We start from the raw sequence: 25,784 nt of genomic DNA, 5'->3' as shown, positions 1-25,784 counted from the left end.
CTCAGATGGCGTGCGCCGTGCACGAGCGCGTGTGGGACGTGTCGCAGGAGATGCGTATTCCTGCGGGCCGGACGTCCCCGTGCCAGCCATGCGCTGGCCGCTCGTTCCCAGGGAGACAGGCGTTGATGCCCCTTCGTTTCAAGTCCCGCTCGGCGTTGTTGTGGCTCACCATTTCACTGTCCGCTTGCCGTGAGGATGTTCCGCCGGCGCCGGTCGTTCCGCCCATTGAAGACCCGCGGGAAGAGCAGTCCGTTCCGTACGTGTCCATCGATGGCATGGACAATGCGTCCGGCTTCCTGCGGGGCACCATCCAGGGGCAGGGCGACATCAGGGCCGTGGAAGTCCACGTGGACGGCGTGCTGCTCGGCTGGGCCGAGGTGAATGGTGACCAGTGGAGCATCCAATGGCTGCCCGGCGCGGCGATGCACTCCATCGAGGTGGTGGCCCATGACGGCTCGGGCACTCCGGCCCGCGCGTCGCTGGCGCTCCAGCCGTTGGACTTCGCCACGCCGCACGCGCTCTACCAGCCCCCGTCCCTGCTGACGCTGCCCACGAGCGAGTCCGCGACGACGCGCTACACGCTGGATGGCTCGACGCCGACGGCCCACTCGCCCATCTACACCTCGCCGTTGGTCCTGATGCGTTCACAGGGCGAGCCCACGCCCCTGTCCCTCATCCCCACGAATCCGCCGGAGACGCCGGTGGAGTGGCGATGGCTGCCGCCTCGCGGGCCGGTGAGCCGCGCCGCCGTGGTGCGGTTCCAGCAGTTCCAGGACGCCACGCCCGTGGGCGCCTCCGGCACGCGGAGCTATCTCATCGACAAGTCACATGGTCCGTTGCCGGTGATGTCGCTGACGGTGGACGCGGAGCACTTCTTTGGCTTCGAGCACGGCATCTACGTCCCCGGACGGATTCACGCGGAAGACCCCATGCCGGACGTGATGTGGGGCAACGGCAACTATCACCAGAGTGGCAAGGACTGGGAGCGCCCCCTCCACGTGGAGTGGTTCGAAGTGGAAGGCCAGCCGGTGATTTCGCAGGGGGCGGGCGTGCGCATCCACGGCTCGGGCAGCGCGGCGCTGCCGCACAAGAGCCTGCGCCTGTACGCGAAGGAGGACTACGGGCCGAAGACGTTCCGCGCGGCGGTGTTCCCCGGCGAGGCGCTGGATGAATACACGCGGCTCATCGTCCGCACGTCGGGCCAGGACCTGCTGTACTCCAAGATTCGCGACTGTGCGCTCCAGGGTCTGCTGCGGGAGACCGCGCTGCACCTGCAGGCTTGCCGCCCCACGGTCCTGTACCTCAACGGCGAGTACTGGGGCCTGCATGAGCTGCGCGAGCGATATGACGAGTACTACCTCGCGTCGCGCCACGGCATCGACCGCAAGAAGGTGGCCATCCTGGAGCTGGATGGGATGCTCGACACCGGCGAGGAAGGCGACGAGTCGCACTACCTGGCGCTGCTGGACTTCGTCCGGAACAACGACCTCTCGCTGCCGGAGAACCTGGCCCACGTGGAGTCGATGATGGATGTGGACGACTTCATCGACTATCAAATCGCGGAGATCTTCTTCGCGAACACGGACTGGCCCCACAACAACGTCAAGTTCTGGCGCTACGTCCAGCCGGAGTCCGGCGGGGCCGCGGCGAAGGACGGCCGCTGGCGCTGGCTGGTCTACGACCTGGACAACGCCTTCCTCGGTGACCCGGGCTACGACTCGCTGGCCCGGGTGATGACGGACGAGGCACTGCCGGAGTGGTCCGTGCTGCTCATCCGCCAGCTGATGACGAACGCGGACTTCAAGAACCGCTTCGTGTCGCGCTTCCAGTGGCACCTGGACAACACCTTCAGCGAGGAGCGCGTGACGGCGCAGCTGGAGTCGCTGGCCGACCTGATCGCCGCGGAGATTCCCGCGCACATCGAGCGTTGGGGCTATCCGGAGTCCGTGGAGTCGTGGCGCTACTACGTGGACGCGATGCGTGACTTCGCCACGCAGCGGCCCACGTACGTGCGCCAGCACCTGGAAGTGAGCTTCGGTCCCTTCTAGGGCGCCGGCGCGGGCGGGGCGGGGGGCGCGCTGAAGTCCTCCAGCCCCGGCGCGGCGGGGAGGATGGCGTCCTCCACGCCTTCGAGGTTGAGCTTCATGGGCACCTGGAGCGTGGTGCCCAGCCGCAGCAGCAGCACGTCCGGCTCGATGCCCTTCTCACCAATCGCCTGGGCCACCTCGCGCGCGGACATCGCGTTGCCCTTGGCCCACAGCGTCTTGAGGAACTCGCCCGCCTGCGACGTGCGCCACCACGCGGGGCCGAAGCGCGCCTTGAGCTGCGCCTGGAGCTGACCCGCCAGGAACCAGGCGCGGAAGCTGTCCGCGGATTGGAAGAAGTCCTCCTGGTCCACGAGGTAGCGCTCGGTGTCCTCGTCCGTCATCGGGATGTCGTCGGTGCGCGACATGATTTCGCGGTACAGCGCCTTCGGGTCGGCCTCGACGCGGCGGTGCAGCTCCAACTGGTAGAGCAGCCGGCCCGCGGCATGGCGGATGAGGAACAGCTTATGCGCGCTGGACGCGGCCAGGTACTGCGCGCGCTGCTCGCCGCTGACGCCCGCGTGCTCCTCCAGCCACACCGGGTCCTCGGCCAGGTCCTCGAAGAGGGCGGAGTAGGCCTCGCCCACGGTGGGGTTGCCCAGGCGCGCCAGTTCGAAGCGCGTCTCCGTGGTGAAGGCCGCGTGCAGCGCGTGGCCGAACTCGTGGAGCACGCGTGCCTGGTGCAGCACGCCCGTGCCCGGCTTGAAGGAGATGCGCACGTCGGAGGGCACGCGCACCGCCAGCGCCAGGGGGCGTGAGCTCTTGCCCTTCACGTCCCGCGCGTCGATGGTGACGTGGGGCAGCTCACCCAGGTCCAAGCCCATGCCCGCCAGCGTCCCGTGGGCCTTGAGCAGGGACTCGCCCTTGGGGAAGGCGTCCTCCACCTCGCGCGAGCGGAACAGGCGGGGGATGTCCGCGCGGGTGATGTCCTTGAACGCCATGCCCAGCTCGCGCTGGCTCAGTCGCTCCATCACCACGCGGTAGGGAGCCTGTGTCGCCTGGAGGATTTCCTCCGCCAGCACGCTCAGCCGTCCCAGGTCCGACTGCCGCAGCTCGCTGCCGAAGGCCTCGTAGGAGGCGAAGCCCAGCTCCCGCACCAGCTCGTCCGCGCGCTCCTCTCGGCGGCGCAGCGTCTGGTTGAGGCGTTCAATCGCGGGCGTGGCCGCGGCGTACAGGGCCCGGCGCCGCGCCACCGTGCGCTCGTTGGCGAGCAGCCGCTCCAGGTCCCGGTAGCGCACGTCCTTCCCGTCCACGGGGAAGGTGAGGGATGCTTCCAGATTGGCGGCCGCGTCGTTGAACTCGGCCAGCGCGTGGGACAGGTACTCGCCGGCGAAGTGCGAGTGCAGCGCGGTGAGGGCACGCACCTCGCGGGCGTCGTCCGTGAGCTGGCGCAGCCGGTCGATTCTGCGGATGTTCTCGATGGTGAAGAGCGCCTCCTGGCCGGCGTAGGTGGCGGCGACGTCCACGTGGCGGCCCTCCGTCCAGAAGTCCCACACCAGGCGGCTCTGGGCTTCGAGGAGGGTTTCGGCCTTCGAGGACATGGCGCTGACATCCGCCTCGAGCTGCTGCTTCTCGGAAAGGACCTGCCGGCCATCGGCGGGCGGGCCCTTGGGGCAGGCAGTGAGGCAGCAGGCGAAGGCCAGCAGCAGGGGAATCCTTGGGTGCATGTGGCTCCTCATGTTACTTGCGCGCTGCCCATGCCCAATCTTTCTCAATGGCGGGCCGCCCGGGGACGCCAGTCCCTCTACTCCGCCCTGCGACGTTTCTTCGCTGCCCACGGCTACCTGGAGGTGGAGACGCCGCTGCTCATCCCCACTCCGGGGATGGAGCCGCACATCAACGCGTTCGAGGCCGGCTTCATCCCGGAGACCGATGTGGGCTCCGCGCGGACGCTCTACCTGCACTCCAGCCCCGAGTACGCCATGAAGCGGCTGCTCGCGGACGGTGCCGGGCCGTTGTTCCAGCTGTGCAAGGTGTTCCGGAATGGGGAGGTGTCCCCGACCCACAATCCGGAATTCACGATGCTGGAGTTCTACCGGCCTCACGCGGACTACCACGCCATCATGGATGACCTGGAAGGGGCGCTGGCGGAGGCCGGCCGCGGCGCGACGGAAGGGGAGCCCGGGGCGGACCCGCTCTTCTTCACACGCACCCCCTACGAGCGGTTGACGGTGCGTGACGCGGTGCTGCGCGCCACCGGCGTGGACATCCGCCAGCATTCGGATGGCCCATCATTGAAGCGGGCGGCGGAGGCGGCCGGGGTGCGCACCGGGAACGCGGAGACGTTCGACGACGTCTTCTTCCACCTCTTCCTCCAGAAGGTGGAGACCGGCTTGGGCCACGAGCGGCCCACCTTCCTCATTGAGTACCCGGCGTCCATGGCGGCGCTGTCCCGGCTGAAGCCCGGTGACGCGGTGGTGGCGGAGCGGGTGGAGTTGTACGCCAAGGGTTTGGAGCTGGCGAACGGGTTTTCCGAGCTGACGGACCCCGTGGAACAGCGGGCACGATTGACAGAAGAACAGGAGCTCAGGCGCCAATTGGGCCGGGCCGTGTATCCTCTGGACGAGCGGTTCCTTGACGCGGTAGGGCGAATGCCACCCTCGGCGGGCATCGCCGTCGGGCTCGATAGAATCCTGATGCTGCTGCTCGGGGTCCAGCGCATCTCGGACGTGCTCCTTTTCCCCGCCCACGAGTTCGTTTGATTCGCAAGCTCCTGCAGACGGCCTTTGCTGGAACGGCGGCGGTGGGCATCACCGGTGTGCTGTCTCCCGTGGTGTCGGCGCTGTCGCTGCGCGACGCCAAGGACGCGGACGGCGTGCTGGTGCTGTGGGCGCGCTCGCTGCTGGCGTCCGCGGGGGTGCGGCACGAGGCGGTGGGCGTCGAGAACGTCCCCACCGACACCCACGTCGTCTTCGTGAGCAACCACCAGTCGCACTACGACGCGCTGGTGAACTTCGCCCACATCCGCAAGCACACGCGTTACGTGGCGAAGGCGGAGCTGTTCCGCATCCCCGTCTTCGGGCCCGCGCTCCGGCGCGCGGGCAACATCCCAGTGGAGCGCACCGGGGGGGCGGGAGACAGGGCCCGCCTGTCGGAAGCCGTCACGGCGCTGCGGGAACGGGTGAGCGTGCTCTTCTTCGCGGAAGGCACGCGCAGCACGGATGGGCGGCTGCGGCCGTTCAAGAAGGGAGCCGCGACGCTGGCCATCCAGGCGGGCGTTCCGGTGGTGCCCCTGGCCGTGTCAGGGACGCGCCTCATTCTTCCCAAGGGGGGTCGGGCCGTGCGGTGGGGACAGCGCGTGGCGCTGGTGGTGGGAAAGCCCATCCCCACCCAGGGACTGACGATGCAGGACCGCGACGCGCTCACGCGCCAGTTGGAAGACGCGGTCGCAGAACTCTATGCCGAGGCCTGCAAGCGCTCGGGAGACACGCCATGAAGAAGCCAATCCAGACCACATCCCAGGCGCACCCGTGGCACGGAATCACCCCGGGCGAGGACGCCCCCGAAATCGTCACCGCGTACATCGAAATCGTCCCCACGGACGCGGTGAAGTACGAGCTGGACAAGGAGTCCGGCATCCTCAAGCTGGACCGTCCGCAGCGCTTCAGCAGCCAGTGTCCCACGCTCTACGGCTTCATTCCGCAGACGTACTGCGACGAGCTGGTGGCGAAGCGCTGCGCCGAGCGTACGGGCCTGAAGGACATCAAGGGCGACGGCGACCCCATCGACATCTGCGTGCTGACGGAGAAGGTCATCTCCAGCGGCAACCTGCTGGTGCGCGCGATTCCCATTGGCGGCTTCCGCATGGTCGACGGTGATGAGGCCGACGACAAGATCATCGCGGTGCTGGAGTCCGACCTGGTGTACGGCGAGCTGCAGCACCTCGCGCAGCTTCCGCGCGCGCTGCTCGACCGCCTCAAGCACTACTTCCTCACCTACAAGCAGATTCCCGGTGAGGGGAAGCGCAGCGTGGAGATCGCCGAGGTCTACGACCAGCCGGAGGCGCTCGAGGTCATCAAGCGCAGCATGAAGGACTACGAGCGCATCTACGGCCCGCAGGTCACCACGAAGGCGCGCGCTGTCCGTACGCGTGGCGCGGCGGTGGAGGCGAAGATCGCCAAGCCCGCGAAGGCCAAGACGAAGGCGGCGCGCAAGTCGCGCGCGTCCTGAGCCCGCTCAGCGGACCTCGACCAGCCGCACGCGCTTGTAGATGCGGCGGTCCAGCGGCAGTCGGGTGTCGATGAAGCCGAGCGCTTCATCGAACTCGAAGCTGAAGGTGGGGATGGGCGGGCTGATGGAGATGAGCAGCTCGAACTCCCAGACGCTGGTGAGTCGCGAGCGGCCGCCCACGGCCTCGTCCGGCGGCGGGGGCAGCTTCTCCGCCGTGGCGCGCACGTCCTTGAGGGCCTCCTTGTCGACCTCGGGCTGGTGGCTGGGTTCCAGAAGGTGCACGTCCACGAGCTGGCCCGTCGCGTCCTGGACGACGCGGATGAGGGCACGGCGCGTGGTGCGGAACTCCTGACGCATCTGCTGGCGCAGCTCGCGGCGGGCATTGAGCGTGGGGTCTCCGGCGGTGCTGAGCGGCCTGCGCCGGTCTTCGCCCGGGCCGTTCTTCGCGGCGAACGAGCCCGACGCGCCGTAGTCCGCCGCGCGCTCCGCCCAGATGCGCGAGTACGCACGGCCGCGCTCCATGCCCATGTCGAAGTAGCCCTGGAGGCCGTGCGCCTTCACGGAGCGGTCGGCGTCCCACGCCTTCATCAACGCCTTGCCGAGCTGGCCGTAATACGGGTGCACCAGCCCGCGTTCCACCCGGCCTCGGCCCACGCTTTCGGATACCAGCTCTTCCACCAGGCCCTGGGCTGAAGGAGGCGCATGCGGGTCCACGCCGCCGTCGAGCTCCGCCGCCACATCGCGATGCGTTCCTGAAAGCGCGGTGACCTGACGGGCCGCGAGCAACAGCCGCGAGCCCGGGACGGCGTTGGTGCCGGGCTCCGCGCGGGGCATGTCCGTGGGGGGCGTCCCCGTCAGGGGCGCGTCCGCGAAGCGGAGCAGCGCCGGAGCCGAGTCCTGGGCCTCCGCGTGGCGTTCAGGCCGCGCGTCCGCTTGGGCGACTTGCGTGTCGTGGGCGGGCTGGGAACTCGCGTGGGTGGGTTCCGTGTGGCGCTCGGACCGGGACTCCGCTTGAGCGGGCGCGGCGTCGCGCTCCGGCGCCGGCTTCCCCGACGGAGCCCGGTGCTTCGCAGCCGTGCGGGGCGCAGGGGGCGCATGGACGCTGTCCGAACGCTTGGGTGGCACCGGCTGGGCGGCGCCGGCGACCGGGCCCTTGTCCGGCATCAGCGTGTCTCGCGATACACGGGCCTCCGCCACCTCCACATCGACCCATTCCAGGGCAGGCGGCGAGGACGCCGGAGGGGGCCTCGCGACCGGCTCCTCGCGCTCCAGGGTCAGCCACAAGAGCCCATGTACGCCCATGCTGGCGGCGAGCGCTGGCAGCAGGCGTCTGGTGGGCTCCCGAGGCATGCGCCTCCATTTAACCCCGCTTTCACGTCATGCCCTGGGAATCCGCGAGGGGAGGATAGGAAACGCAACCCTGACGCGCTTACTCTTCGCGGCATCGGAGGAAGGACCCCAAGATGTCGACCTCGCTGCTCGCGACGGATGGCTACAAGTTCAGCATGGCGGAGGCCGGCTGGCCGCTTCGTCGGGAAACGTTCTACTACTCGCACCGGCGGGGTGGTCTCCAGGTGATGCCGCTCGACGTGGCGGCCTTCGTCAAGTCGCTCATCCCGGAGCCCAAACCGGAGGACTACGACTACCTCAGCCGGTACGACTATGAGATGGGCGTGGGGTTCAAGGCGGCCATCCTCCGCCGTGAGAAACTCAGCATCCGCGCCATCCCCAAGGGCGCACTCTTCTATCCGCGCGAGCCCATCCTCACGCTGACAGGGCCGTCCGCCCTGGTGTCCTGGGTGGAGCCACTGCTGCTCCAGCTCAACTTCCGCATCCAGGTCGCCACCCTGGCGCTGTCGGACCGGGACGCGCTGGCCCGCGCGCTGGCCACCGTGACGTGCGACGAGCAGAAGGCCATCGCGCTGGAGACGCTCGACTCGGTGGGCGTGAAGGCGGTGCCCATCACCGTGGACACAGAGGGCTACGCCAAGCGCGTCTTCGCCACCGTCAAGGAGCTGGTGGACATCGTCGAGGACCCGTCCCGCATCTTCGAGGTGGGCCTGCGCGCGGCCACCTGTCTGGAGCAGCACGAGGTGGCGCTGCGAAGCTGCAAGGACGCGGGCGTCACGCGCACCTCCAACGTGGACGGGGCGGCGAAGCTGGGAATGGTCCCCGTGGGTACCATGGGACACGAGCACATCCAGCGCTATGGCTCGGATGAGGCCGCGTTCCGGGCCATGCGCGAGCGCCGGCCACAGCGCTCCAGCTACCTGCTGGACACCTTCGACACGCTTACGTCCGGAATCCCCGCGGCCTTCCAGCTCATCCAGGAGGAGCCCGGCAACAACGACTCCATCCGCTTCGACTCCGGCAACAAGAAGCTCCAGTACCTCTACGCGGTGACGCGGGCGCGGGACCTGGGGATTCGGCCCGTCAACATCCTGGAGGACGGACTGGACGCGGAGGCCACGCGGGAGTTCGAGGAGCTGCGGCGGCAGGTGGGCTGGGAGCCGTCGGCCCAGTTCTACGGCTACGGCGGCCACATCATCGCGCGGACCATGGACTGCCCGCTCACCCGGGACAAGGTGGCCGCCATCTACAAGCTGTCTCGCACGGGCAACACGCCGGTGATGAAGTTCGGCAACGAGTTGGCCGAGGGCAAGAAGAGCATCCCCGGCGAGCCCGTCCTCTTCCGCCGCCGCCATGGTTCGGGGCCCATCGGACTGGTCGGCCAGGTGGGAGAGCCCGTCCCGGACGGCTACTTCCCGCTCATGGAGAGCGCGCCGGAAACCCCATCGCTGGTGGGCGCGCAGGAGACGGCGGCCGAGGCGCGTGTCGCCTACACCGCCGCGACGCAGGCGCTGGTGGATGCGCTGCACCGCCGTCACTTCCCGCAGCAGCACCGCTGAGGCCGACATGCCCTTGCCCATTCCCCGCTTTCACGAGGACGCCCGCGTCAGCCAGCTCTACCTGGAGCGTGGCGCGGAGGTGGCCGAGGAGGCCCTCCGCTACGCGGCGGAGCACCGCATCCGCCCCGCGCGTGAGGACGCGACGCGCATCGCCGCGTTCGGCATCGACGTGCAGGTGGCCTTCTGCACGCCAGGCGCCAGTCTCTTCGTGCCCGGCGCGGTGGAGGACACCCAGCGCGCGCTGCGCTGGCTCTACGCGAACCTGGACCGGGTGACGGAGCTGGTGTTCTCGCTGGACACCCACCGCGCGTACCACGTGTTCCATCCGTCCTGGTGGCGGGACGCGGAAGGCCGGCCGCCGCCGCCATTGACGGCCATCACCGCGGCGGACGTTCGCTCCGGCCGCTGGCGGGCCACGCGCTTCCACGAGGAGAGTCTGGCCTACTGCGAGCAACTGGAGTCCAGCGGCCGGTACGTGCTCACCGTCTGGCCCTTCCACGCGATGCTAGGCGGACTGAGTCACGCGCTGGTGCCGTCCGTCTTCGAGGCGAGCCTCTTCCACGCCCTGGTGCGCGACGTACCCACGCACTTCGAGCTGAAGGGGGAGCACCCGCTCACGGAGAACTACTCCGTGCTCTCACCCGAGGTGACGGAGCTGAAGGGGCAGCAGGTCGGGGCCTTCAACACGCGCCTCTTCGAGCACCTGATGTCCTTCGACCGCGTCTACGTGTTCGGCCAGGCCAGCTCCCACTGCGTGCTGAACACGCTGCTGGACCTGCGGCGTCACATCGAGCGGACGGACCCGTCGAAGATGGGCCGCATCCACATCCTGGAGGACGCCATGAGTCCGGTGCCGGCGCCTCCCCTGGAGCCGCTGCCCGCCTCGTTGGACTTCCCCCGGTTGGCGAAGGAGGCCCTCCGGGACTTCCAGGCGGCGGGGATGCGGGTGGTCCGGACCTCGGACCCGCTGGAAGGGTAGCAGGGCGGCATTCCGGGCGAGTGCGCCCACGTACCCAGCGTGTGGTAGAATCTCCCGTTCGTTCCCGGCGAGGCTGGGGACCTCCGCGTCGGTGAAGGGGGAGTCATGGCCGCTCAATTCAATCCGCCTGCGTTCACGGTGCAGGTCGGCTCACACGGCGCGGATGCGCTGAGTGTTTCGAGCATTTCCGGCACCGAGGCGTTGAGCCACCTGTTCGACTTCCGGGTGGACTTCTTCGCCAAGGATGGCAACCCCATCGCCACCAGCGAGCTGCTGGAGCAGGACGCGTTGCTCACCCTCTCCATCCGCGACAGTGCGCCCCGCTACGTGCACGGCTGGGTCCGCGAGGTGGAATCGCTGGGCATGAAGACGGGCCGCCGCCGCTACCGGGCGCACGTGGTGCCCCGGCTGTGGCGGCTCACCCAGCACCACCGCAGCCGCATCTTCCAGCAGAAGTCCGTGCCGGACATCCTCAAGGACGTCCTGGACGCGGCGGGCGTGAAGACGCGGCTGGCCCTGTCCGGCAGCTACGCCCCCCGTGAGTACTGCGTGCAGTACCGGGAGAGCGACTTCGCCTTCCTCAGCCGGCTCATGGAGTGGGAGGGCATCTTCTACTTCTTCGAGCACACCGAGGAGGGGCACACCCTGGTGCTGGGGGACAAGCCCAGCGCGCACGCGCCCCTGCCGCAGGGCCAGCAGCTCCCGCTGCGTCCCAGCCTGGGCAAGGAGGTCGTGGAGGGTGAGTACCTCTCCGCGCTGGAAGTGGTGCACCGGCTGCGCCCCGGCGCCGTGCACCTGAAGGACTTCGACTTCGAGAAGCCAGGCCTGGATATCTCCGGCAAGGCGCAGGCGCCCGAAGGTGTCACGGAGCTGGAGCTCTACGACTATCCGGCGGGCTACGTGGCGCCGGGCGTGGGCAAGGCGGCGACCAACGTGCGCACGGAAGCGGCGAGCATGGGCGGGCGCACGCTGATGGGCCAGGGCGTGGCGCCGCGCCTCACGCCCGGGTACCTGCTGGAGGTGCAGTCCCCGGAGGATGGCACCTTCGCGGGCGAGTACCTGGTGACGGAGGTGGTGCATTCGGGCACGCAGCCGGACGTCAGCGCGGGCAGCGAGGCGATTCAGGGCCTGTACCGAAATCAGTACCAGCTGTTGCCCAAGGCCGTGCCCTTCCGGCCCCGGCGCCTGACGCCCTTGCCGCAGCTTGCGGGCCCGCAGACGGCCACGGTGGTGGGCCCCGCGGGCGAGGAGATTCACACCGACGAGCACGGGCGCATCAAGGTGCAGTTCCACTGGGACCGCGAGGGCAAGCGCGACGAGAAGGCCTCGTGCTGGGTGCGCGTGGGCCAGCCGTGGGGCGGCCCGGCCTGGGGTGACGTGTGGCTGCCGCGCATCGGCCAGGAGGTGGTGGTGCGCTTCCTGGAAGGAGACCCGGACCGGCCGCTGGTGGCGGGCGCCGTCTACAACGGCACCAACACCGTGCCGTATGGCCTGCCGGGGGAGAAGACGAAGTCCACGCGCAAGAGCGCCTCCAGCCTGGGCAGCGACGGCTTCAACGAGGTCCGCGTCGAGGATGCGGTGGGCCAGGAGGAGGTCTTCACCCACGCGCAGAAGGACGAGGACCTGCTCACGGAGAACGACAAGGACCAGCAGGTGACGGGCTTCGAGGACCTGCTGGTGAAGAAGGACCGCAAGCGCACGGTGGAGGGAAACCAGGAGCTGCGCGTGGGCGTGGACGACGTGGGCGTCGTCGAGCAGAACCAGACGTTGCTGGTGCAGGGCAACCGCTCCACCCGGACGACGCTGTCTCACGACGAGGAAGTGGAGGGCAACCAGACGATGACGGTGGGCGGTAACCTCACCGGGCTGGTGCTCCAGGGCGCCATGGAGAACGTAGGGGCCGCGAAGGCCACCACCATTGGCGGCGTCTACAGCGTCAACGTGGCGCTTGCCTACAACGAGGCCACCGGCGGCGCGCGCGGCCTCCAGGTCGCCGCCGCGCACACCGAGCACGTGCTGGGTTCGCGGCAGGAGACGGTCGGCAAGGACAAGACGGTGGACGTCGGCATGGACTGGGACTTGCGCACCAAGGGCCAGCTCACGCTGACCATCGGCAAGGACTGGGAAGAGGACATCGGGAAGACCACCAGCCTCTACATCACCGAGGCCATGGCGGGCCTGGCCAAGAAGTTCGAGCTGAAGGCAGACACCTTCTCGCTGCTCGTCGGTGACAACCTCATCCTGAAGATGGAGAAGTCCGGCAAGGTGACCTTCACCCTCAAGACGCTCACCGTCGACGGCAAGGAAGTGAAGATCAAGGGCGGCAAGGTGAAGATGGAGGCGGCTGGTTCGCTCAAGAGCGACTCGCGCAAGGCGAAGGAGCTGGAGCACTTCAAGGAGCCAGACCCCGTCAACGTCGAGTTCAACCTCAAGGGCATGGACGGCAAGCCCATCAAGGACCAGCCCTTCGAGCTGCACATGCCCGACGGCACCATCAAGAAGGGCCGCGTGGACGGGAGCGGGAAGGGCGTGGTGGAGAAGGTGCCGCCCGGCGACTACCGCGTCGTCTTCCCGGAGATGTCAGGCCGCATCAACAAGGGTTCCTGAGCCGTACCCGCCCGCGCGGGCACACGCGCCATTTCGGATAGGCCAGCGATGGAAACGTACGTCGTCAAGGACGGGGACTCCCCCGACTCAATCGCGCAGAAGTACGGGTTCAAGGAATGGAAGCTCATCTACGAGCATCCGGACAACGGGGGCCTGCGCGCCACTCGCGGCGCCAATGAAGTGAAGGCGGATGACCGGGTCATCATCCCGGACCTGCCAGAGAACCAGGTGTCCGCCGGAGGTCCGCAGAACCTCATCGCCACGCCGGGAACGCCGCTCACCTTGCCGCCCGTCCACTTCGACGCACACATGCACATCATGAGCGGTAACTGCACGCCCATGCCCGCGCTGGTGCAGATGATGAAGGACAAGGGCCTGGGCTTTCTCATCGGCACGGGCACCAGCCGCACCAAAATCAACCGCCTGGGCTTCTGGGCGGCGAAAATCCCGTTCGCGCCCGACATCGGTGATGTGTCCCACCGCGACACGCACCGCATTGGTGAAGAGGCCGTGCGCTCCAATGACAGCCTTGCCCAGGACCGGACGGGATACACCTCGGATGGAATGGGCAACGTGGAGGAGTACACCATCCCCGCGCCCCTGCGAGCCTATGCGTCCACGCAGGGCCACGCGGAGGCCAGCGCTTCCTACATGGGCATGTCCATCGTCCTCACCATGGACATGGATTACTGCCACCTGGCTGGCTACCAGGGGGACCCTATCTACAGCTCGGATTTTGATGGGGCCGAGCCCCGCTTCACCTATCGCTGGCGCACGAAGTCCGACGACCCTGGCGAGCTGATTGAAGCGAAGTCCGATGAGATACGGCTTCACGAGACGTGGGACCGGCAGCTCCGGCACACCGAGCAGGTGGTCGCGGAGAATCCCTTCCGGTTGCTGCCCATGTTTCATTTCGAACCGCGCCGCTTCATCAAGAACGAGGACAAGTCGTTCCCCTTCGAAAAGGTGGTGACGGCCTCCAAGGCGGCTCCCTACATCGGCTTCAAGATGTACACGCCCCAGGGCTACATGCCCAAGGAGCGCCATGCGCCGGTGAAGGACATCCTGAGCTGGTTCTTCTCCGAGTGCGCGTCGAACGACATCCCGCTGATGACCCACTGCACGCCGTCCGGCTTCTACACACACGAGCGGCGCTTCTACCTGGACCACGAGCCGGACGAGGCCATCCGAAACGACCCGAAGTACTGGCCCTCGAAGGACGCCATCGCCACCGCGGACGCGAACATCACCAAGGCGCGCGACTACGTGACGGAGCTGGAGGCGAGCTGGAAGAGCCACATCCCGCTCGTGCTCCGCCGCGCGCGCAATGGCGTGGAGGACGCCATCGAGGCCAAGGAGAAGCTGCTGAACCCGGGCCGGATGCGTTACTTCTATGAGAACTACGTGCACCCGGAAGCGTGGCGCCCGGTGCTCAATGACAATCCGAAGCTGCGCTTGTGCCTGGCGCACTTCGCCAGCGACGGCACCTTCTGGGACATCCGCAAGGGGTTGACCGTCAAGCAGGATGGCCAGAAGGTCCAGTACGACAAGAGCTGGATTGGCTCCATCGTCGAGCTGTGCAACGAGTTCCCCAACTTCTACACGGACATCTCCTATCTGGACCTGATGGAGAAGCAGAAGTGGAAGCTGCTGGCTGACATCCTCAAGTCCAGTCCGTGGATGCTGAAGAAGATCATGTTCGGCACCGACTGGTACATGATTACCGCCGAGCCCGTGGCGTACGCGGCTTGGTACAGCCGCACCATCCGCGGGCTGGAGTTCATCCAGAAGGAGCTGCCGACGCAGGTGAACCTCTTCACCCAGTTCGCCATCGTCAATCCCATGCGCTACTACCGCATGATGGAGGTCGCCCCGAAGATGAAGGAGGGCCTCAAGAAGCTTCAAACGGACCTCAACGTGACGGGCGCCGCGGTGGACAAGCTCGAGGACAACTTCACGACGCTGATGCGGCTGCAGCACCCGCTGGAGCAGATTGACAAGGCGGGCGGCCTGGCCAGCGGTCCCATGTTGTTCACCGCGACCACGAAGGCGAAGTAGGAGCCCCGCCCATGGAGCCCAACAAGGACCCCTTCCTGCTGACGCCTCAACTGCCCGCGGCCGCGGCGCCCGTGCGTCATCCCTCACCGTTCCCCTGGAATCAGGTGGCGCTCGTGTTTCCATCACCGGCGCCGGATTCGGTGTCGGTGCTCACGCTGAATGACAAGCTCTGGCGGCTGGAGCTGTCCGGCTCCGAGGTGCGCCGCGTCGAGGTGGATGACGAGTACCTGGAGCAGGTCTCCGGAGGCGAGCTGCAAGGGATGCAGCCTCCGTCACCCACGCACCTGGCGTACCTCCAGAGTCGAAGCCTGGTGATGTACGACCTCAAGTGGCAACTGGCCAAGACGTGGTTCATGGTCGAGCGACTGGAGGAGGTCGCCATCCGCGGCGCGTGGATTTCTCACGCCCCGCTGGTGGTGGCGGCGGAGCTGGAGGACACCACGAATTATGCCCGCACCTCCCGCATCTCCTTCCGGCTGCGCACCTGGCGGCTGGAGGGTGAAAAGCGCGCGAAGTTGGGCTCGCTGGAGCTGGGCTCCGTCGTCGGCGCGGTGAAGTGGGACGCGGGGGCGGGGCTGGTCGCGGTGCAGAAGCCCGGCGTGCCGCTGGAGCTCTACGGGCCTGACCTGGCCAGGCCCCAGCCGGAGCACCCGCTGGCGCTCGCGCTGCGCAAGCTGACGGTGGATGGCCTCACGTTGCAGTCGCTGCGTTTGCATCCCTCGTTGCCGGTGGCGCTCGTGGCTCTGGGCCGTGACGTGACGCCGAAGCGGGAGGAGGGGAAGGAGAAGCCCGAGGACCCTGGCATCTGGCGCGTGTCGTGGGAAGGCGCGCCCGCGGTGACGGTGCGGCTAGCGCGCTATGCCTCCGGGGAGTCGGTGACGCTGGGCTCGTTGTCGCCCGAGGGTGACTGGCTCTACTACCGCGTCCTGAACAGCGCGGGCCGCAACCCGCAGCTCTACGTGCAGCAGGTGGGCGCGGCCTTCAAGCCGCCCCTGGCGCTGGGCGCTGTTCCGGAGAAGGGCGCGGCGCTGCTGTGGACGGGCGGGGCTCCGTCGCTCGTCATGTATGACGGGACGAAGGACGCGCTGGTTCACTGGAAGCTGGCGGGCGCGGCGGCACCGGCGAAGCCTCCCGCGGCGCCGCCCAAGCCAGACGGGAAGTGAGGGGACGGCTCAGCGTCCCTTGAGGCGCTGGGCCGCCCAACGCGCGGCGGCTTCGCACAGCACCTTCGAGGCCGCTTCGCCCGGCTGGGCGTTGGCGCTCAGCTCCACCACCTCGTGGAAGAGGTCCAGCGCCAGGCCTTCGTCCCGCTGCACCTGTCCGGCGAAGAGCACCACCGGCGTGCCGTGCTCGCGGGCCAGCCTCGCGATGCCGCCCGGGCCTTTGCCCAGCGCTGTCTGCCGGTCGAAGCGCCCCTCACCGGTCAGCACCACGTCCGCCATCAGCACGCGCCGCTCCAGGCCCAGCGCGCGTGACACCAGCTCGTAGCCGGGCACCAGTCGCGCGCCAGCGAGGGCCAGCAGGCCAAAGCCGAAGCCTCCCGCCGCCCCCGCGCCGGGCCAGCCCGCGGACGTATCCCCCAGCACCGTTGCCGCGTGTGCCAACGCCGCCTCCAGTGCTTCCACGCCGGCCTCGTCCGCGCCCTTCTGCGGACCAAAGAGCCGCGCGGCTCCGTCCGGCCCCAAGAGGGGCGAGGTGACGTCCGTGGCACCCAGCAGCTCCACGGCGCCCAGGCGGGGATGACGGCCACTCGCGCCCACGCGGGCGAGCTGGGCCAGCGCCGCGCCTCCCGGGGGAAGAGGCTGTCCCCGCGCGTCCAGGAAGCGGAAGCCCAGGGCGCTGAGCGCCCCGGTGCCAGCGTCCGTGGTTGCGCTGCCACCCAGGCAGACGATGAGGCGTTCGCAGCCCGACTCCAGCGCCGCGTGCATCAGCTCGCCGGTGCCATACGTGGATGCCTTCAGCGCATCGCGAGCCTCGGGCGCCAGCAGCGACAGGCCGGACGCGGAGGCCATCTCCACCACCGCCGTGCGTCCGTCCTCCACCAGGGCCCAGTGTGCTTCCACGGGCGCGCCCAGCGGTCCACGCACCACCTGCTGACGACGCTCGCCGCGCAGGCCCGTCAGCAGCGCTTCCACCGTCCCTGGCCCGCCATCCGCGAGCGGTGCCACGTCCAGCACCACTTCCGGCGAGGACTCACGGAGGCCTCGAGCCATGGCTTCAGCCGCTTCCGCGGCGGACAGCGTTCCCTTGAATTCTTGCGGTGCGACGAGCCAGCGAGGAGAAATCACGGTGAAGGGCTTGGCGCTTTCTGAGGTGTCCAGGGAACTCCAGAAGGCCAGGGGACCTGTACCGCGTCCTCTACCTGCGAGAGCCCCCACCCCTGGCATACCACTCCCAGCGTCATTCCCACTCCTGGGGTGATGCGTGTTTCATCACTTCTGTGTATCAACCGGACGTTAGCGCCGCGAGTTCCTATAAAGACTTGAATTGAAAAATGGCAATTCAAGCTTTCGTTGCCGCGCGCCAGGCCTCCGCATGCCAGTCAAGCAAAGGGCGCGGAGCCTTCAGTGAAGGGGCCACGCGCTGAGACACACGCTCCAGCCGCTCCAGCAGCGTGGCCACCGTCTCCGCGGGTTGGCGTGAGGGGCCTTGGATGCGCTGGCAGAAGAAGGTCCGACAGCCGAAGGGCCGGTCCGCGTACACCGAGCAGCGCAGGCCCGTGGCGTCCAGGTAGGGACAGCCGCCGTCCGCGCGAGGTGGCGGCAGCGGGCGTCCTCGGGACAGCAGCTCCCATTCGGGCTGCCACAGCCAGGGCTGGCGCTTGGTGACGGCCAACTGGCAGCACTCGCCGCTGGCCGGGCAGGAGTAGGGGGCGTAGGCCGCGTCCGCCTGGCGGTAGACGGCGCGCACTTCCTTCAGCGCGCGCTCCCTCTCGCGGGTGCCACCCAGGGGCGCGTCGTCCGCCTCGTCGTCCCAGTCCCGCGTCCGCATGGGCGAGTCCTCAGAGCACCCGGAGCACGAAGCACTTCAGGTAGCGCGTCTCACGCAGGTTGAGCAGCACGGGGTGGTCCCGGCCGGCGCCGCGGCGCTCGATGATTTGCACGCGGCGGCGGGCATCCGCGGCGGCGGAGGCGAGCATGTCCTCGAAGGCCTGTTCGTCCACGTGGTACGTGCAACTGGCGGTGATGAGGATGCCGCCGGGCCGCAACAGCTGCAGGGCGCGGAGGTTGATTTCCTTGTACCCGCGCACCGCGGCTGGGATGGCGTCCTTGTTCTTCGCGAAGGACGGCGGGTCCAGGACGATGGTGTCGAAGCGTTTGCCCTCGTCCACCGCGTCGCGGAGGAAGTCGAAGGCGTTGGCCACCACCACGTCCAGGTTGTTCAGCTTGTTGGCCGCGGCGTTCTCCCGAAGCTGCGCCGAGGCCGCTTCGGAGATTTCAATCGCCGTGACGTGCCTGGCCCGCGTGGCGAGCTGGAGCGCGAAGCCGCCGACGTAGGAGAAGCAGTCCAGCGCCTCGCCGTGGGCATAGTGCGCGGCCATGACGTGATTCTCGCGCTGGTCCAGGAAGGCGCCCGTCTTCTGGCCCTCCAGCAGGTCCGCGCGCATCTTCACCAGGCCCTCGTCGAAGGCCACCGGGCCGGGATGTTCGCCGCGCAGCACGCCCTTCTCCGGGGTGAGGCCCTCCAGGTTGCGCACGCCCACGTCGGAGCGGTTGATGATGCCGCGCGGGTTGAACTGCGCCTGGAGCAGGTCGGCGATGAGCGCCTTGCGCTGCTCCATGGCGGGGACCAGGAACTGCACGCTGAGGAAGTCGCCGTAGCGGTCCACCACGAGCCCGGGCAACCCGTCCGCCTCGCCATGCACCAGGCGGTACGTCTTCTCCCCCGGGAGCGCCAACTGGCGCAGCCGGTCCGCGGCCAGGAGCCGCTCCCGGAAGAAGTCCGCGTCCACCGCGACGTCGTCGAAGGAGAGCCAGCGCAGGGAAATCTTCGAGTGCTTCGAATAGAAGGCCTTGCCCAGGAACCATCCCCGGGTGTCCGTCACGCGCACCACCTCGCCGCCGGGCAGCCCGGGGTCGCCATTCAGGTCCGCGCGGTAGATCCACGGGTGGCCGCCCTGCCAGCGCTCCACGCCGCGGCGCAGCAGCGACACCTGGGGAAGGCCGTCCGGGCCCAGCTCGGGCGAGGTGCGGTCCGGGGCGGGCTTCTCGGGGCGGGTGTGGGGACGGCCCCGGCCCTGCTGCTGAGAGGAGGGGCCCGAGGGCCGGTTTCCGCTTCGGCGCGGGTAGGGGGGCTTGGAAGAGGTGGACATGGCGTTCGCGGCGTATACTCGCAACCCGCGTGAGATACGAGTTGCTCCTCCAGACGATGACGCCGGGCTCGCCTTATGAGGCGGCACGGGTGGATGCCCTCCTTTCCGAGCGGGGTGTGGTCGCCCGGCCGGACGGCGTGCGCAGGTGGTCCTTCAAGAATGGCGACGTCGACATCGGCGAGCTGCGTGAGGGCGGACAGGTGGTGGCCACCGAGCTGCGCGTGCCGTTGTCGGACCGCCCCGACCTGATGCGCGAGGCCGTGGAGGCCGCGGCGGCCCTGGCCTCCGAGGCTGGTGTCCGGCTGGTGGACCCGCAGCTGGGCCGCTCGCTGACCGGCAATGACGACGCCGGAGTGCTGGAGCAGTACGTCCGCACGGCGCGCTACGCGGGCGAGGTGGCCGGCGTGCCCGAGGCGATGGGCGCGGGCAGCTACGCGCTGGAGACGGAGGGCTCCCGCGGCTTCCAGCTCTCCACGCGCATGGTCCTCATCGCCATTGGCATCTTCGTGGTCCTGTACCTGGTGGTGGACACCCTGGTGGGGCAGCTCGGCGGGCGCTGACGCGGCGGCGGAAGACGAGCACGACCCCTCTCGAAGAGTTACCTTGGGGGCGTGTTCCGCTACCTCCTCCTCGCCCTCATCGTGGTGCCCTTCCTCGAGCTCTACTTGCTCCTGGCCATTGGCCGGCAGATAGGGCCCATGCCCACGATTGCCTGGGTGCTGGTGTCCGGCCTGGTGGGCACCGCGCTCTCCCGGCGGGAGGGCAGGCGGGTGCTGCGCCACTGGCGTGAGTCCATGGCGCGCGGCCAGGTTCCCGAGGAAGGCATTCTCAGTGGCGTGCTGGTGCTGGCCGGCGGCGTGCTGCTCGTCATCCCCGGCATCATCACCGACGTCGTGGGGCTGCTGCTCCTGCTGCCGCCCGTGCGGCGCCTCATCTCCGCGCGCGTGCGTCGCACCCTGGAGCGCAAGGTGCGTGAGGGCTCGATGCACGTCACCACCTTCGGTGGCGGGGCGTTTGGGGGCGGCTTCCACGCGTCCATGGGAAGCCCTTTTCCCGGAGGCCCCGTGCCGCGTTCTCCGCGGACTGGTGCGCTGGAGCCGGACGCCGGCGGCACCGTGGCCCGCCGGCCTCAGGGGCCGCAGCAGGAGGTGGATGCCGAGTTCACCGAGGAGGAGCCCAGGCGGAGCTGACGCGCCGCCCGGACGTCAGTTCCCGCGCGAACCCAGGCTGCCCACGCTGGCTTCCAGCGTGGTGGAGCCGGTGCGCCACGGCCGGGCCTGGTCCCTCAACCACGTCCCAATGCGGGCCACCAGGGCGCAGCCCACCAGCAGCGATACGCCGATGCCCAGTCCCTCCGGAAGCGTCAGGGTGGGGCCCACGCGGCTGGACAGGCCCGCGTAGCTGGACCAGCCGTACACGATGGGCAGGTGCAGGACGTAGACCCAGAGCGACAGGCGGCCCAGGGGCGCCAGCAGGCCGCTGACCTTGCGCGGCAGCATGTTGACCACGCCCAGCACCATCATCCCCTGGCCCACGCGGTACGCCACCAGCCACGCGCTGGCGGTGCCCCAGTCCTGGTTCTGTCCGCGCATGAACCAGAAGAGGCCGCCGCCCAGAATCAGCAGCGCCAGCCCCTGCGGCACGCCGGGGCGGAGGGTGCCCAGCAGGCTGGCGGCCAGGGCGCCCGCGAAGAAGTAGCTGGCCCACGGGAAGAAGGGGAAGCGGCTGGCGCCGCCACTGCCGATGAACTGGGTCAGCGGCCCGGGCAACCCTTCGCCCAGGGTCCACAGGGTCGCGCTCACCAGCGGCAGGCCCACCGCGACCACCGCCAGCATCACCGTGCGTCCCCAGCGGCCCGGCGTCACCGCCAGCAGGGTGGCGCCCACCAGGAGGGCGAAGCCGATGCACTGGAGCGCGTCGAAGACGAGCACCTTCGTCAGCATCCGCTCGGTCAGCCCCATCTGGATGACCGTGGACCACCCGGGCCAGTGGACGAGGTAGCCCAGGAAGATGAGCAACAGCGCGCGCCGCACCCGCTTGCCGTAGGTGTCCCGGGCCGCCGTGGGCTTCGAGCCCAGCGCCGCGACCACCGCCCACCCCGCGACCATCAGGAACAGGGGCGCGGTGATGCCTCGGCAGGTCCAGTAGTGCTGGACCCACACATCCGCGCGCACGACCGGCGACAACACCGCGTCCAGCGTGTGGCCAATGACCATCGCCATCACCGCGAGCCCGCGCGCGCAGTCGAGCCCGGGGTGCCGGGTGTCTCGTTTCTGGAAGGTGAAGGTAGGGCCGAGTTGACTCACGAGGTCTCCAGCATAGGCCGTGACTCGGGCCACGTCTCGAAAACGCATGAACCCGTCAGCCCCCACTTCACGGAGAGACAGGGCACCCTGACGCGTCGTGTGGTGCTACAGGGAAAGACATGCGCCTGCACGCCCTGCTGCCCAGCTCGCTGTTGCTTGTCTTCCTGGCTCCTCTCGGCGCGCGCGCCGCGTCGGGGGATGAGTGGCTGGGGCCAGACAAGCCCAAGCACTTCGCGGCGTGTTTCGTGTTCGCGGGCGCGGGGTACGCCGGGGGTGCGCTGCTCTTCGACAATCCCCACGCGCGCTGGCTCACCGGCGCGGGGCTCGCGATGGGCGCGGGGGTGGGCAAGGAACTCTATGACTTGGGGCGCGGGACGACGTTCTCGATGAAGGACCTGGCGTGGGACGCGGTGGGCACGGCGTCCGGGCTCGCGGTGTCGTACGTGGTGGACCGGCTCGTCTTCCGCCGTGACGACACGCCGTCCGAGGTGGCCCGCCGGGTGCGGCTACGTCGCCCCCTCGCGCTCCGCCTCCACGTCGCCGGGGACGGGGGCCTCCCGGGTGGGCTCGCCACGCGCATGGCGTTCGACGAGCTGTACCAGCTCCTCTCGATGCAGCCTCGGGTCCACCGTCACCAGGGCGCCGCCGCGGCCGGAGTCGCTGGAGACGAGCACGGTGACCTTGCCGCGCGGGCACTGGTTCATGCAGCCGGAGGGGAGTACGCGGACCTGTCCCCCCAGGCCGCGTTCGGTGAGCGTGCCTTGGAGCCAGCGCGGCAGGTCCAGTCCTCCGGCACGCGTGCCGCCCTTCATCAGACACTTCCGGCAGACGAGCACCTCTACGTCCTCCACCGGTCCACCGCCGCTGTCGTCCCGCATCCGTCCTCCATCGTCTCGTCGATGCCGCTCGATGCGCCGCGCGCCCGGCCCTGAGGCACAGGGGCCCTGTTGGCTGAAGCACGCACGGCGACCTGAGACTGGGAGGTAGCGCGCTGTCGGGAGTCCCGCAGGCCGCCCTGGTCGTTCGAGTGCTTCCGGAGCGGGAAGGCGGCCCGGTGGCTGATGGGTCCGGAAAGCGGACGTACAGGGATATCACGACGCGGCATTCCTCCCGGGCTGATTGCTGGTAGCTTGCGCCGCGCTATCGAAGCGGCCATGGAGGGCTTCCATGATTCAGAACCGGTGGGTCTCGCTGCTGTCGCTGTCCGCTTTGGGCGTCAGTGCGCTCACGGGGTGTGAGCGGACGCCGCCGTCCGCCGAGGCGCCCGTGGCCGCGCCGGAAGCCCAGAAGCTGCCGGCGCCCAAGCCGATGACGGCCGAACAGCTCGCGCACTTCTTCAAGCCGCTGCCCCAGCGCAAGGACGCGCCGCCTCCCCCCGAGGACACCGACGCCCAGGTGGCGCTGGGGCGGATGCTCTACTTCGAGCCGCGCCTGTCGAAGAACCACGACGTGTCCTGCAACACCTGTCACGGCCTGACGACCTTCGGCGTGGACAACAAGGCGCTGTCGGACGGCCACAAGGGGCTGAAGGGCGCGCGCAACTCGCCCACCGTGTACAACGCGGCCGGGCACATCGCGCAGTTCTGGGACGGGCGCGCGGACACGCTGGAGGCGCAGGCCACGGGCCCCATCCTCAATCCGGTGGAGATGGCCATGCCGGATGAGAAGCGCGTGCTGGCCACGCTGACCTCCATCCCGGAGTACACGAAGCGTTTCCGTGAGGCCTTCCCGGGCGACAAGAAGCCGGTGACCATGGCCAACACCGCGCGCGCCATCGCCGCCTTCGAGCGCAAGCTCGTCACGACCTCGCGCTTCGACGCCTTCGTGGGCGGCAAGCACGACGCGCTCACGGAGCAGGAGCAGCGGGGCCTGCAGCTCTTCGCCACCACCGGGTGCACCACCTGCCACAACGGCCCCGCCGTGGGCGGTACCTCCTTCCAGAAGCTGGGCCTCATCGAGGACTACCCGGGCCTGAAGGACGCGGGCCGCTTCGACGCCACGAAGAACGAGGATGACCGGGGCAAGTTCCGGGTGCCCACGCTCCTCAACGTGGACAAGACGGGGCCGTACCTCCACGACGGCAGCGTGGTGGAGCTGCCGCAGATGGTGCGGCTGATGGCGAAGCACCAGCTGGCGCGCACGCTGACGGACCCGGAGGTGGACGACCTGGTCGCCTTCCTCAAGAGCCTCACGGGGGAGCTGCCCCCCGCGGAGTTCATCGCTCCGCCGGAGCTTCCCCCCAGCACCGCGAAGACCCCCAAGCCGGACCCGTCTTGAAACGTGCGCGGCGCCCCGCGCGTTGCTAAGCAGCGAGGCCCATGGACCGAATGCTCTTCTACGCCCACTCCGGGCTCCGCTATCTGGTGCTGCTGGCTGGAATCCTGGCCCTCGCGTACTTCGCTTACGGGCTCGCCACCCGGAAGCCCTTCGACAAGCTGGGGCGCATCCTGGGCTCGGCCTACTCCGGGCTGCTCCAGCTTCAGGTGCTGCTGGGCGTCGGCGTGCTGGTGACGCGCTTCTATTACCCGGCGCTCATCGGGCACATCGTGATGATGGTGCTCGCCGCCGGCGTGGCGCAGGCGACGCTGTCCATCAACCGCCGCAAGCCGCAGCCGGCCTTCGTGCTGCCGTTGGTGGGCGTGGTGGTGTCCATCATCTTCATCATCGGCGGCATCATGGCCATTGGCCGTGGCGTGTTCACCACGACGGCGATGTGAGCCGCGCCGGGTAAATGCTGCGCTGAATCACGGCGCGCGGCGCAAATGCTGCGCGCATCAGGCCAACCCCCACGCATGTTCGCCTGGGTGTTGGCCTTTCGTCATTCTGGCCCTCGCATTGCAATTCGTGTCGTGCGTGCCGGGCAGTGAGCCCGGCCTCCCTTCGAGGAGGGGCACGCGGCGATGCGGACACACGCCCAGGAAGGACGACCGCGCATGGCGCGGGGGCTCGTCCCCGTCATTCAGCTTCTGGCCCTGGTGGCGGCGCCAGTGGCGGGAGCGCAGAGCGCCTCGCAAGGGGCCACGCTCTTCACGCAGCGCTGCGCCACCTGTCACACGGTGGGCGAGGGCGACCGCGTGGGGCCGGACCTGCACGGCGTCATGGAGCGGCGCGACGAGGCATGGGTCACCCGCTTCATCACCAGCCCCGGCGCCGTCATTGACGAAGGCGACCCGGTGGCCAACGCGCTGCTGAAGCAGTTCAACGGCATCCGCATGCCGGACCAGCAACTCGCTCCCGAGGAGCTTGGCGCCCTCTACGCCTTCTTCCGCGACTGCACGAAGAAGGGGGAGGGCGGCTGCAAGCCGTCGCCCGCGGCGAAGATGGGCACGGACGCGACCTCGGAAGAGGTTGCGCGCGGCCGCCGGCTCTTCGAGGGCACGGAAGCCCTGGCGAAGGGCGGTCCCGCCTGTTTCGGCTGTCATGACGTGCGCGGGCTGGGCGTGGCGGGTGGCGGCACGCTGGGCCCCAACCTCACCTTCGCCTTCGCGCGCATGGGCGAGCGCGGCATGCGGCCTCTCCTGGCGAAGCTGGACACGCCGATGATGGCCGCGCTGTACGCGAAGGCCCCGCTGGAGGAGGAGGAGCAATACGCCCTCAAGGCGTACCTCGCGGACGTGTCGCGCGACGGCAGCAAGCCTCGCACGGACAGGGACTTCTTCTACCTGGGCCTCGTCGGGATGCTCGCGGTGCTCGGGTTCATGGGCGTTGCCTTCAACGCGCACACCAAGCGAGGTCAGCCGTGAGTGAAGCCCTCTTCTCCGCCATCCCCTACGTGGCGGCGGGCGCGGCCGTGGCGGGCGTGGCGCGCCGGCTGATGGCACGCGCACCCGCGAGTGCCCCCAGCGCTCCCACGCCCTGGACGCTCTCTGGGCGGGCCGTGCTGGCGGGGGGCGTCATCGTGGCCTTCATCCACCTGCTGGGGCTGGTGGCGCCGCGTGCGATGCAGGCCTTCAATGCGTCGCCGGGCCGCCTCTTCACGCTGGAGGCGGTGGGCCTCATTGGTGCGCTGCTGCTCGCCTGGGGCCTGGTGGGCCTGACGCTGCGCCGCGCGCGAGAGGGGCAGTGGAGCACCGCCGCGCTGCTGGGGTTGCTGTTCGCGCAGTCGTGCTCTGGCCTCTACCTGGCGGTGGCGCTGCGCTGGGGCTCGGCCTGGTACGTCCACGTGGTGGTGCCGTACCTGCGCTCGGTGCTGGCCTTCCAGCCGGACGCGTCGCTGCTGGCGCAGGCGCCCTTCATCGTCCAGTTCCACACCCTGTTCGGGATGGTGGTGCTGGCGCTGGCTCTCTTCATCCGCGCGCGGCCCGAGCCCATCACCGCGCCCCTGCTCGTCACGCCTCGGGAGGAGACCGCCCGCTGACG

Annotated in this window: 22 protein-coding genes; 16 read left to right on the top strand and 6 right to left on the bottom strand. The window is 69.0% G+C overall.

All coding sequences use genetic code 11. The features are described from left to right. Positions 1–125: 125 nt before the first annotated feature. Positions 126–2,048 (top strand): CotH kinase family protein, encoded by a 1,923-nt coding sequence (locus tag FMQ63_RS04250; RefSeq protein WP_225909461.1) that lies wholly within the window; start codon positions 126–128, stop codon positions 2,046–2,048. Here FMQ63_RS04250 and FMQ63_RS04245 read toward each other — a convergent pair. Next, positions 2,045–3,751 carry a chromosome segregation protein SMC gene (locus FMQ63_RS04245; protein ID WP_194866435.1) on the bottom strand — a complete coding sequence of 569 codons (1,707 nt, stop codon included), beginning with the start codon at positions 3,749–3,751 and terminating at the stop codon, positions 2,045–2,047. The genes FMQ63_RS04250 and FMQ63_RS04245 overlap by 4 nt on opposite strands. A 30-nt stretch (positions 3,752–3,781) precedes the next feature. Here FMQ63_RS04245 and epmA point away from each other — a divergent pair, with 30 nt between their 5' ends. From epmA to FMQ63_RS04230, 3 genes are read left to right on the top strand one after another with little or no spacing between them, the layout of a single operon-like run. Next, positions 3,782–4,786 carry an EF-P lysine aminoacylase EpmA gene (gene epmA / locus FMQ63_RS04240; protein ID WP_026113768.1) on the top strand — a complete coding sequence of 335 codons (1,005 nt, stop codon included), beginning with the start codon at positions 3,782–3,784 and terminating at the stop codon, positions 4,784–4,786. Next, complete coding sequence (locus tag FMQ63_RS04235) at positions 4,783–5,520, top strand: 1-acyl-sn-glycerol-3-phosphate acyltransferase (protein WP_011555532.1); 738 nt, start codon at positions 4,783–4,785, stop codon at positions 5,518–5,520. The genes epmA and FMQ63_RS04235 overlap by 4 nt, the downstream gene beginning before the upstream one ends. Then, positions 5,517–6,254 (top strand): inorganic pyrophosphatase, encoded by a 738-nt coding sequence (locus tag FMQ63_RS04230; RefSeq protein WP_011555531.1) that lies wholly within the window; start codon positions 5,517–5,519, stop codon positions 6,252–6,254. Before FMQ63_RS04235 ends, FMQ63_RS04230 begins: the two co-directional genes overlap by 4 nt. A 6-nt stretch (positions 6,255–6,260) precedes the next feature. Here FMQ63_RS04230 and FMQ63_RS04225 read toward each other — a convergent pair whose 3' ends face one another. Further along, complete coding sequence (locus tag FMQ63_RS04225) at positions 6,261–7,604, bottom strand: TonB C-terminal domain-containing protein (protein ID WP_011555530.1); 1,344 nt, start codon at positions 7,602–7,604, stop codon at positions 6,261–6,263. Between the two features lie 113 nt (positions 7,605–7,717). Here FMQ63_RS04225 and FMQ63_RS04220 point away from each other — a divergent pair, with 113 nt between their 5' ends. From FMQ63_RS04220 to FMQ63_RS04200, 5 genes are all read left to right on the top strand, one after another. Next, a complete protein-coding gene (locus tag FMQ63_RS04220) occupies positions 7,718–9,163 on the top strand; it encodes a nicotinate phosphoribosyltransferase (protein WP_011555529.1) in 1,446 nt (481 codons plus the stop codon). Between the two features lie 7 nt (positions 9,164–9,170). Next, positions 9,171–10,142, top strand: a complete 972-nt coding sequence (locus FMQ63_RS04215; protein ID WP_011555528.1) for a nicotinamidase — start codon at positions 9,171–9,173, stop codon at positions 10,140–10,142. A gap of 105 nt (positions 10,143–10,247) precedes the next feature. After that, positions 10,248–12,749 (top strand): type VI secretion system tip protein VgrG, encoded by a 2,502-nt coding sequence (gene tssI, locus FMQ63_RS04210; protein ID WP_011555527.1) that lies wholly within the window; start codon positions 10,248–10,250, stop codon positions 12,747–12,749. A gap of 48 nt (positions 12,750–12,797) precedes the next feature. After that, the gene (locus FMQ63_RS04205) at positions 12,798–14,807 is read left to right on the top strand and encodes a LysM domain-containing protein (RefSeq protein ID WP_011555526.1); all 2,010 of its coding nucleotides are present in this window, start codon (positions 12,798–12,800) and stop codon (positions 14,805–14,807) included. A gap of 11 nt (positions 14,808–14,818) precedes the next feature. After that, the gene (locus FMQ63_RS04200) at positions 14,819–15,970 is read left to right on the top strand and encodes a hypothetical protein (protein WP_011555525.1); all 1,152 of its coding nucleotides are present in this window, start codon (positions 14,819–14,821) and stop codon (positions 15,968–15,970) included. Between the two features lie 9 nt (positions 15,971–15,979). Here FMQ63_RS04200 and FMQ63_RS04195 read toward each other — a convergent pair whose 3' ends face one another. The 3 genes from FMQ63_RS04195 to FMQ63_RS04185 all read right to left on the bottom strand — a co-directional run bounded on the left by FMQ63_RS04195 (position 15,980) and on the right by FMQ63_RS04185 (position 19,119). Beyond that, entirely contained in the window at positions 15,980–17,095 is a 1,116-nt protein-coding gene (locus FMQ63_RS04195; protein ID WP_011555524.1) for a glycerate kinase, read from the bottom strand. Between the two features lie 214 nt (positions 17,096–17,309). Further along, positions 17,310–17,798, bottom strand: coding sequence for a YkgJ family cysteine cluster protein (locus tag FMQ63_RS04190; protein WP_011555523.1), 489 nt, complete (start codon positions 17,796–17,798; stop codon positions 17,310–17,312). 10 nt (positions 17,799–17,808) lie between these two features. Beyond that, on the bottom strand, positions 17,809–19,119 hold the full coding sequence (locus FMQ63_RS04185; RefSeq protein WP_026113767.1) for a class I SAM-dependent rRNA methyltransferase: 1,311 nt from the start codon (positions 19,117–19,119) through the stop codon (positions 17,809–17,811). Between the two features lie 29 nt (positions 19,120–19,148). On the opposite strand from FMQ63_RS04185, the gene FMQ63_RS04180 reads away from it, so the two are divergent. Then, entirely contained in the window at positions 19,149–19,679 is a 531-nt protein-coding gene (locus FMQ63_RS04180; RefSeq protein WP_011555521.1) for a hypothetical protein, read from the top strand. 51 nt (positions 19,680–19,730) lie between these two features. Next, the gene (locus FMQ63_RS04175; RefSeq protein ID WP_011555520.1) at positions 19,731–20,309 is read left to right on the top strand and encodes an FxsA family protein; all 579 of its coding nucleotides are present in this window, start codon (positions 19,731–19,733) and stop codon (positions 20,307–20,309) included. A gap of 15 nt (positions 20,310–20,324) precedes the next feature. Here the strand turns inward: FMQ63_RS04175 and FMQ63_RS04170 are convergent, their stop codons facing one another. Continuing rightward, positions 20,325–21,491 (bottom strand): acyltransferase, encoded by a 1,167-nt coding sequence (locus tag FMQ63_RS04170; protein WP_011555519.1) that lies wholly within the window; start codon positions 21,489–21,491, stop codon positions 20,325–20,327. A 53-nt stretch (positions 21,492–21,544) separates the two neighbouring features. Between FMQ63_RS04170 and FMQ63_RS04165 the strand changes: the two genes are divergently transcribed. The 5 genes from FMQ63_RS04165 (at position 21,545) to FMQ63_RS04145 (ending at position 25,782) form a co-directional block, all read left to right on the top strand. Continuing rightward, positions 21,545–22,357 carry a hypothetical protein gene (locus FMQ63_RS04165; RefSeq protein ID WP_011555517.1) on the top strand — a complete coding sequence of 271 codons (813 nt, stop codon included), beginning with the start codon at positions 21,545–21,547 and terminating at the stop codon, positions 22,355–22,357. A gap of 235 nt (positions 22,358–22,592) precedes the next feature. Then, the gene (locus FMQ63_RS04160; RefSeq protein ID WP_011555516.1) at positions 22,593–23,702 is read left to right on the top strand and encodes a cytochrome-c peroxidase; all 1,110 of its coding nucleotides are present in this window, start codon (positions 22,593–22,595) and stop codon (positions 23,700–23,702) included. A 41-nt stretch (positions 23,703–23,743) separates the two neighbouring features. Then, the gene (locus FMQ63_RS04155) at positions 23,744–24,142 is read left to right on the top strand and encodes a hypothetical protein (RefSeq protein WP_011555515.1); all 399 of its coding nucleotides are present in this window, start codon (positions 23,744–23,746) and stop codon (positions 24,140–24,142) included. A 216-nt stretch (positions 24,143–24,358) separates the two neighbouring features. Further along, on the top strand, positions 24,359–25,168 hold the full coding sequence (locus FMQ63_RS04150; RefSeq protein ID WP_011555514.1) for a c-type cytochrome: 810 nt from the start codon (positions 24,359–24,361) through the stop codon (positions 25,166–25,168). Continuing rightward, positions 25,165–25,782 (top strand): respiratory nitrate reductase subunit gamma, encoded by a 618-nt coding sequence (locus FMQ63_RS04145; RefSeq protein ID WP_011555513.1) that lies wholly within the window; start codon positions 25,165–25,167, stop codon positions 25,780–25,782. Before FMQ63_RS04150 ends, FMQ63_RS04145 begins: the two co-directional genes overlap by 4 nt. Positions 25,783–25,784: the final 2 nt, after the last annotated feature.

The organism is Myxococcus sp. CA005 (genome assembly GCF_006518205.1).
In the GTDB taxonomy this organism is placed as follows: Bacteria; Myxococcota; Myxococcia; order Myxococcales; family Myxococcaceae; genus Myxococcus; species Myxococcus xanthus.
The sequence above is the reverse complement of the archived record's forward strand: the minus strand, read 5'-3'. Positions and strand labels throughout refer to the sequence as shown.

Coding starts and splice junctions, on each gene's coding strand:
- FMQ63_RS04185 (WP_026113767.1), bottom strand. CDS start 19,119: ATGTCCACCTCTTCCAAGCCCCCCTACCCGCGCCGAAGCGGAAACCGG.
- FMQ63_RS04230 (WP_011555531.1), top strand. CDS start 5,517: ATGAAGAAGCCAATCCAGACCACATCCCAGGCGCACCCGTGGCACGGA.
- tssI (WP_011555527.1), top strand. CDS start 10,248: ATGGCCGCTCAATTCAATCCGCCTGCGTTCACGGTGCAGGTCGGCTCA.
- FMQ63_RS04225 (WP_011555530.1), bottom strand. CDS start 7,604: ATGCCTCGGGAGCCCACCAGACGCCTGCTGCCAGCGCTCGCCGCCAGC.
- FMQ63_RS04190 (WP_011555523.1), bottom strand. CDS start 17,798: ATGCGGACGCGGGACTGGGACGACGAGGCGGACGACGCGCCCCTGGGT.
- FMQ63_RS04220 (WP_011555529.1), top strand. CDS start 7,718: ATGTCGACCTCGCTGCTCGCGACGGATGGCTACAAGTTCAGCATGGCG.
- FMQ63_RS04250 (WP_225909461.1), top strand. CDS start 126: ATGCCCCTTCGTTTCAAGTCCCGCTCGGCGTTGTTGTGGCTCACCATT.
- epmA (WP_026113768.1), top strand. CDS start 3,782: ATGCCCAATCTTTCTCAATGGCGGGCCGCCCGGGGACGCCAGTCCCTC.
- FMQ63_RS04215 (WP_011555528.1), top strand. CDS start 9,171: ATGCCCTTGCCCATTCCCCGCTTTCACGAGGACGCCCGCGTCAGCCAG.
- FMQ63_RS04200 (WP_011555525.1), top strand. CDS start 14,819: ATGGAGCCCAACAAGGACCCCTTCCTGCTGACGCCTCAACTGCCCGCG.
- FMQ63_RS04165 (WP_011555517.1), top strand. CDS start 21,545: ATGCGCCTGCACGCCCTGCTGCCCAGCTCGCTGTTGCTTGTCTTCCTG.
- FMQ63_RS04155 (WP_011555515.1), top strand. CDS start 23,744: ATGGACCGAATGCTCTTCTACGCCCACTCCGGGCTCCGCTATCTGGTG.
- FMQ63_RS04160 (WP_011555516.1), top strand. CDS start 22,593: ATGATTCAGAACCGGTGGGTCTCGCTGCTGTCGCTGTCCGCTTTGGGC.
- FMQ63_RS04150 (WP_011555514.1), top strand. CDS start 24,359: ATGGCGCGGGGGCTCGTCCCCGTCATTCAGCTTCTGGCCCTGGTGGCG.
- FMQ63_RS04245 (WP_194866435.1), bottom strand. CDS start 3,751: ATGCACCCAAGGATTCCCCTGCTGCTGGCCTTCGCCTGCTGCCTCACT.
- FMQ63_RS04205 (WP_011555526.1), top strand. CDS start 12,798: ATGGAAACGTACGTCGTCAAGGACGGGGACTCCCCCGACTCAATCGCG.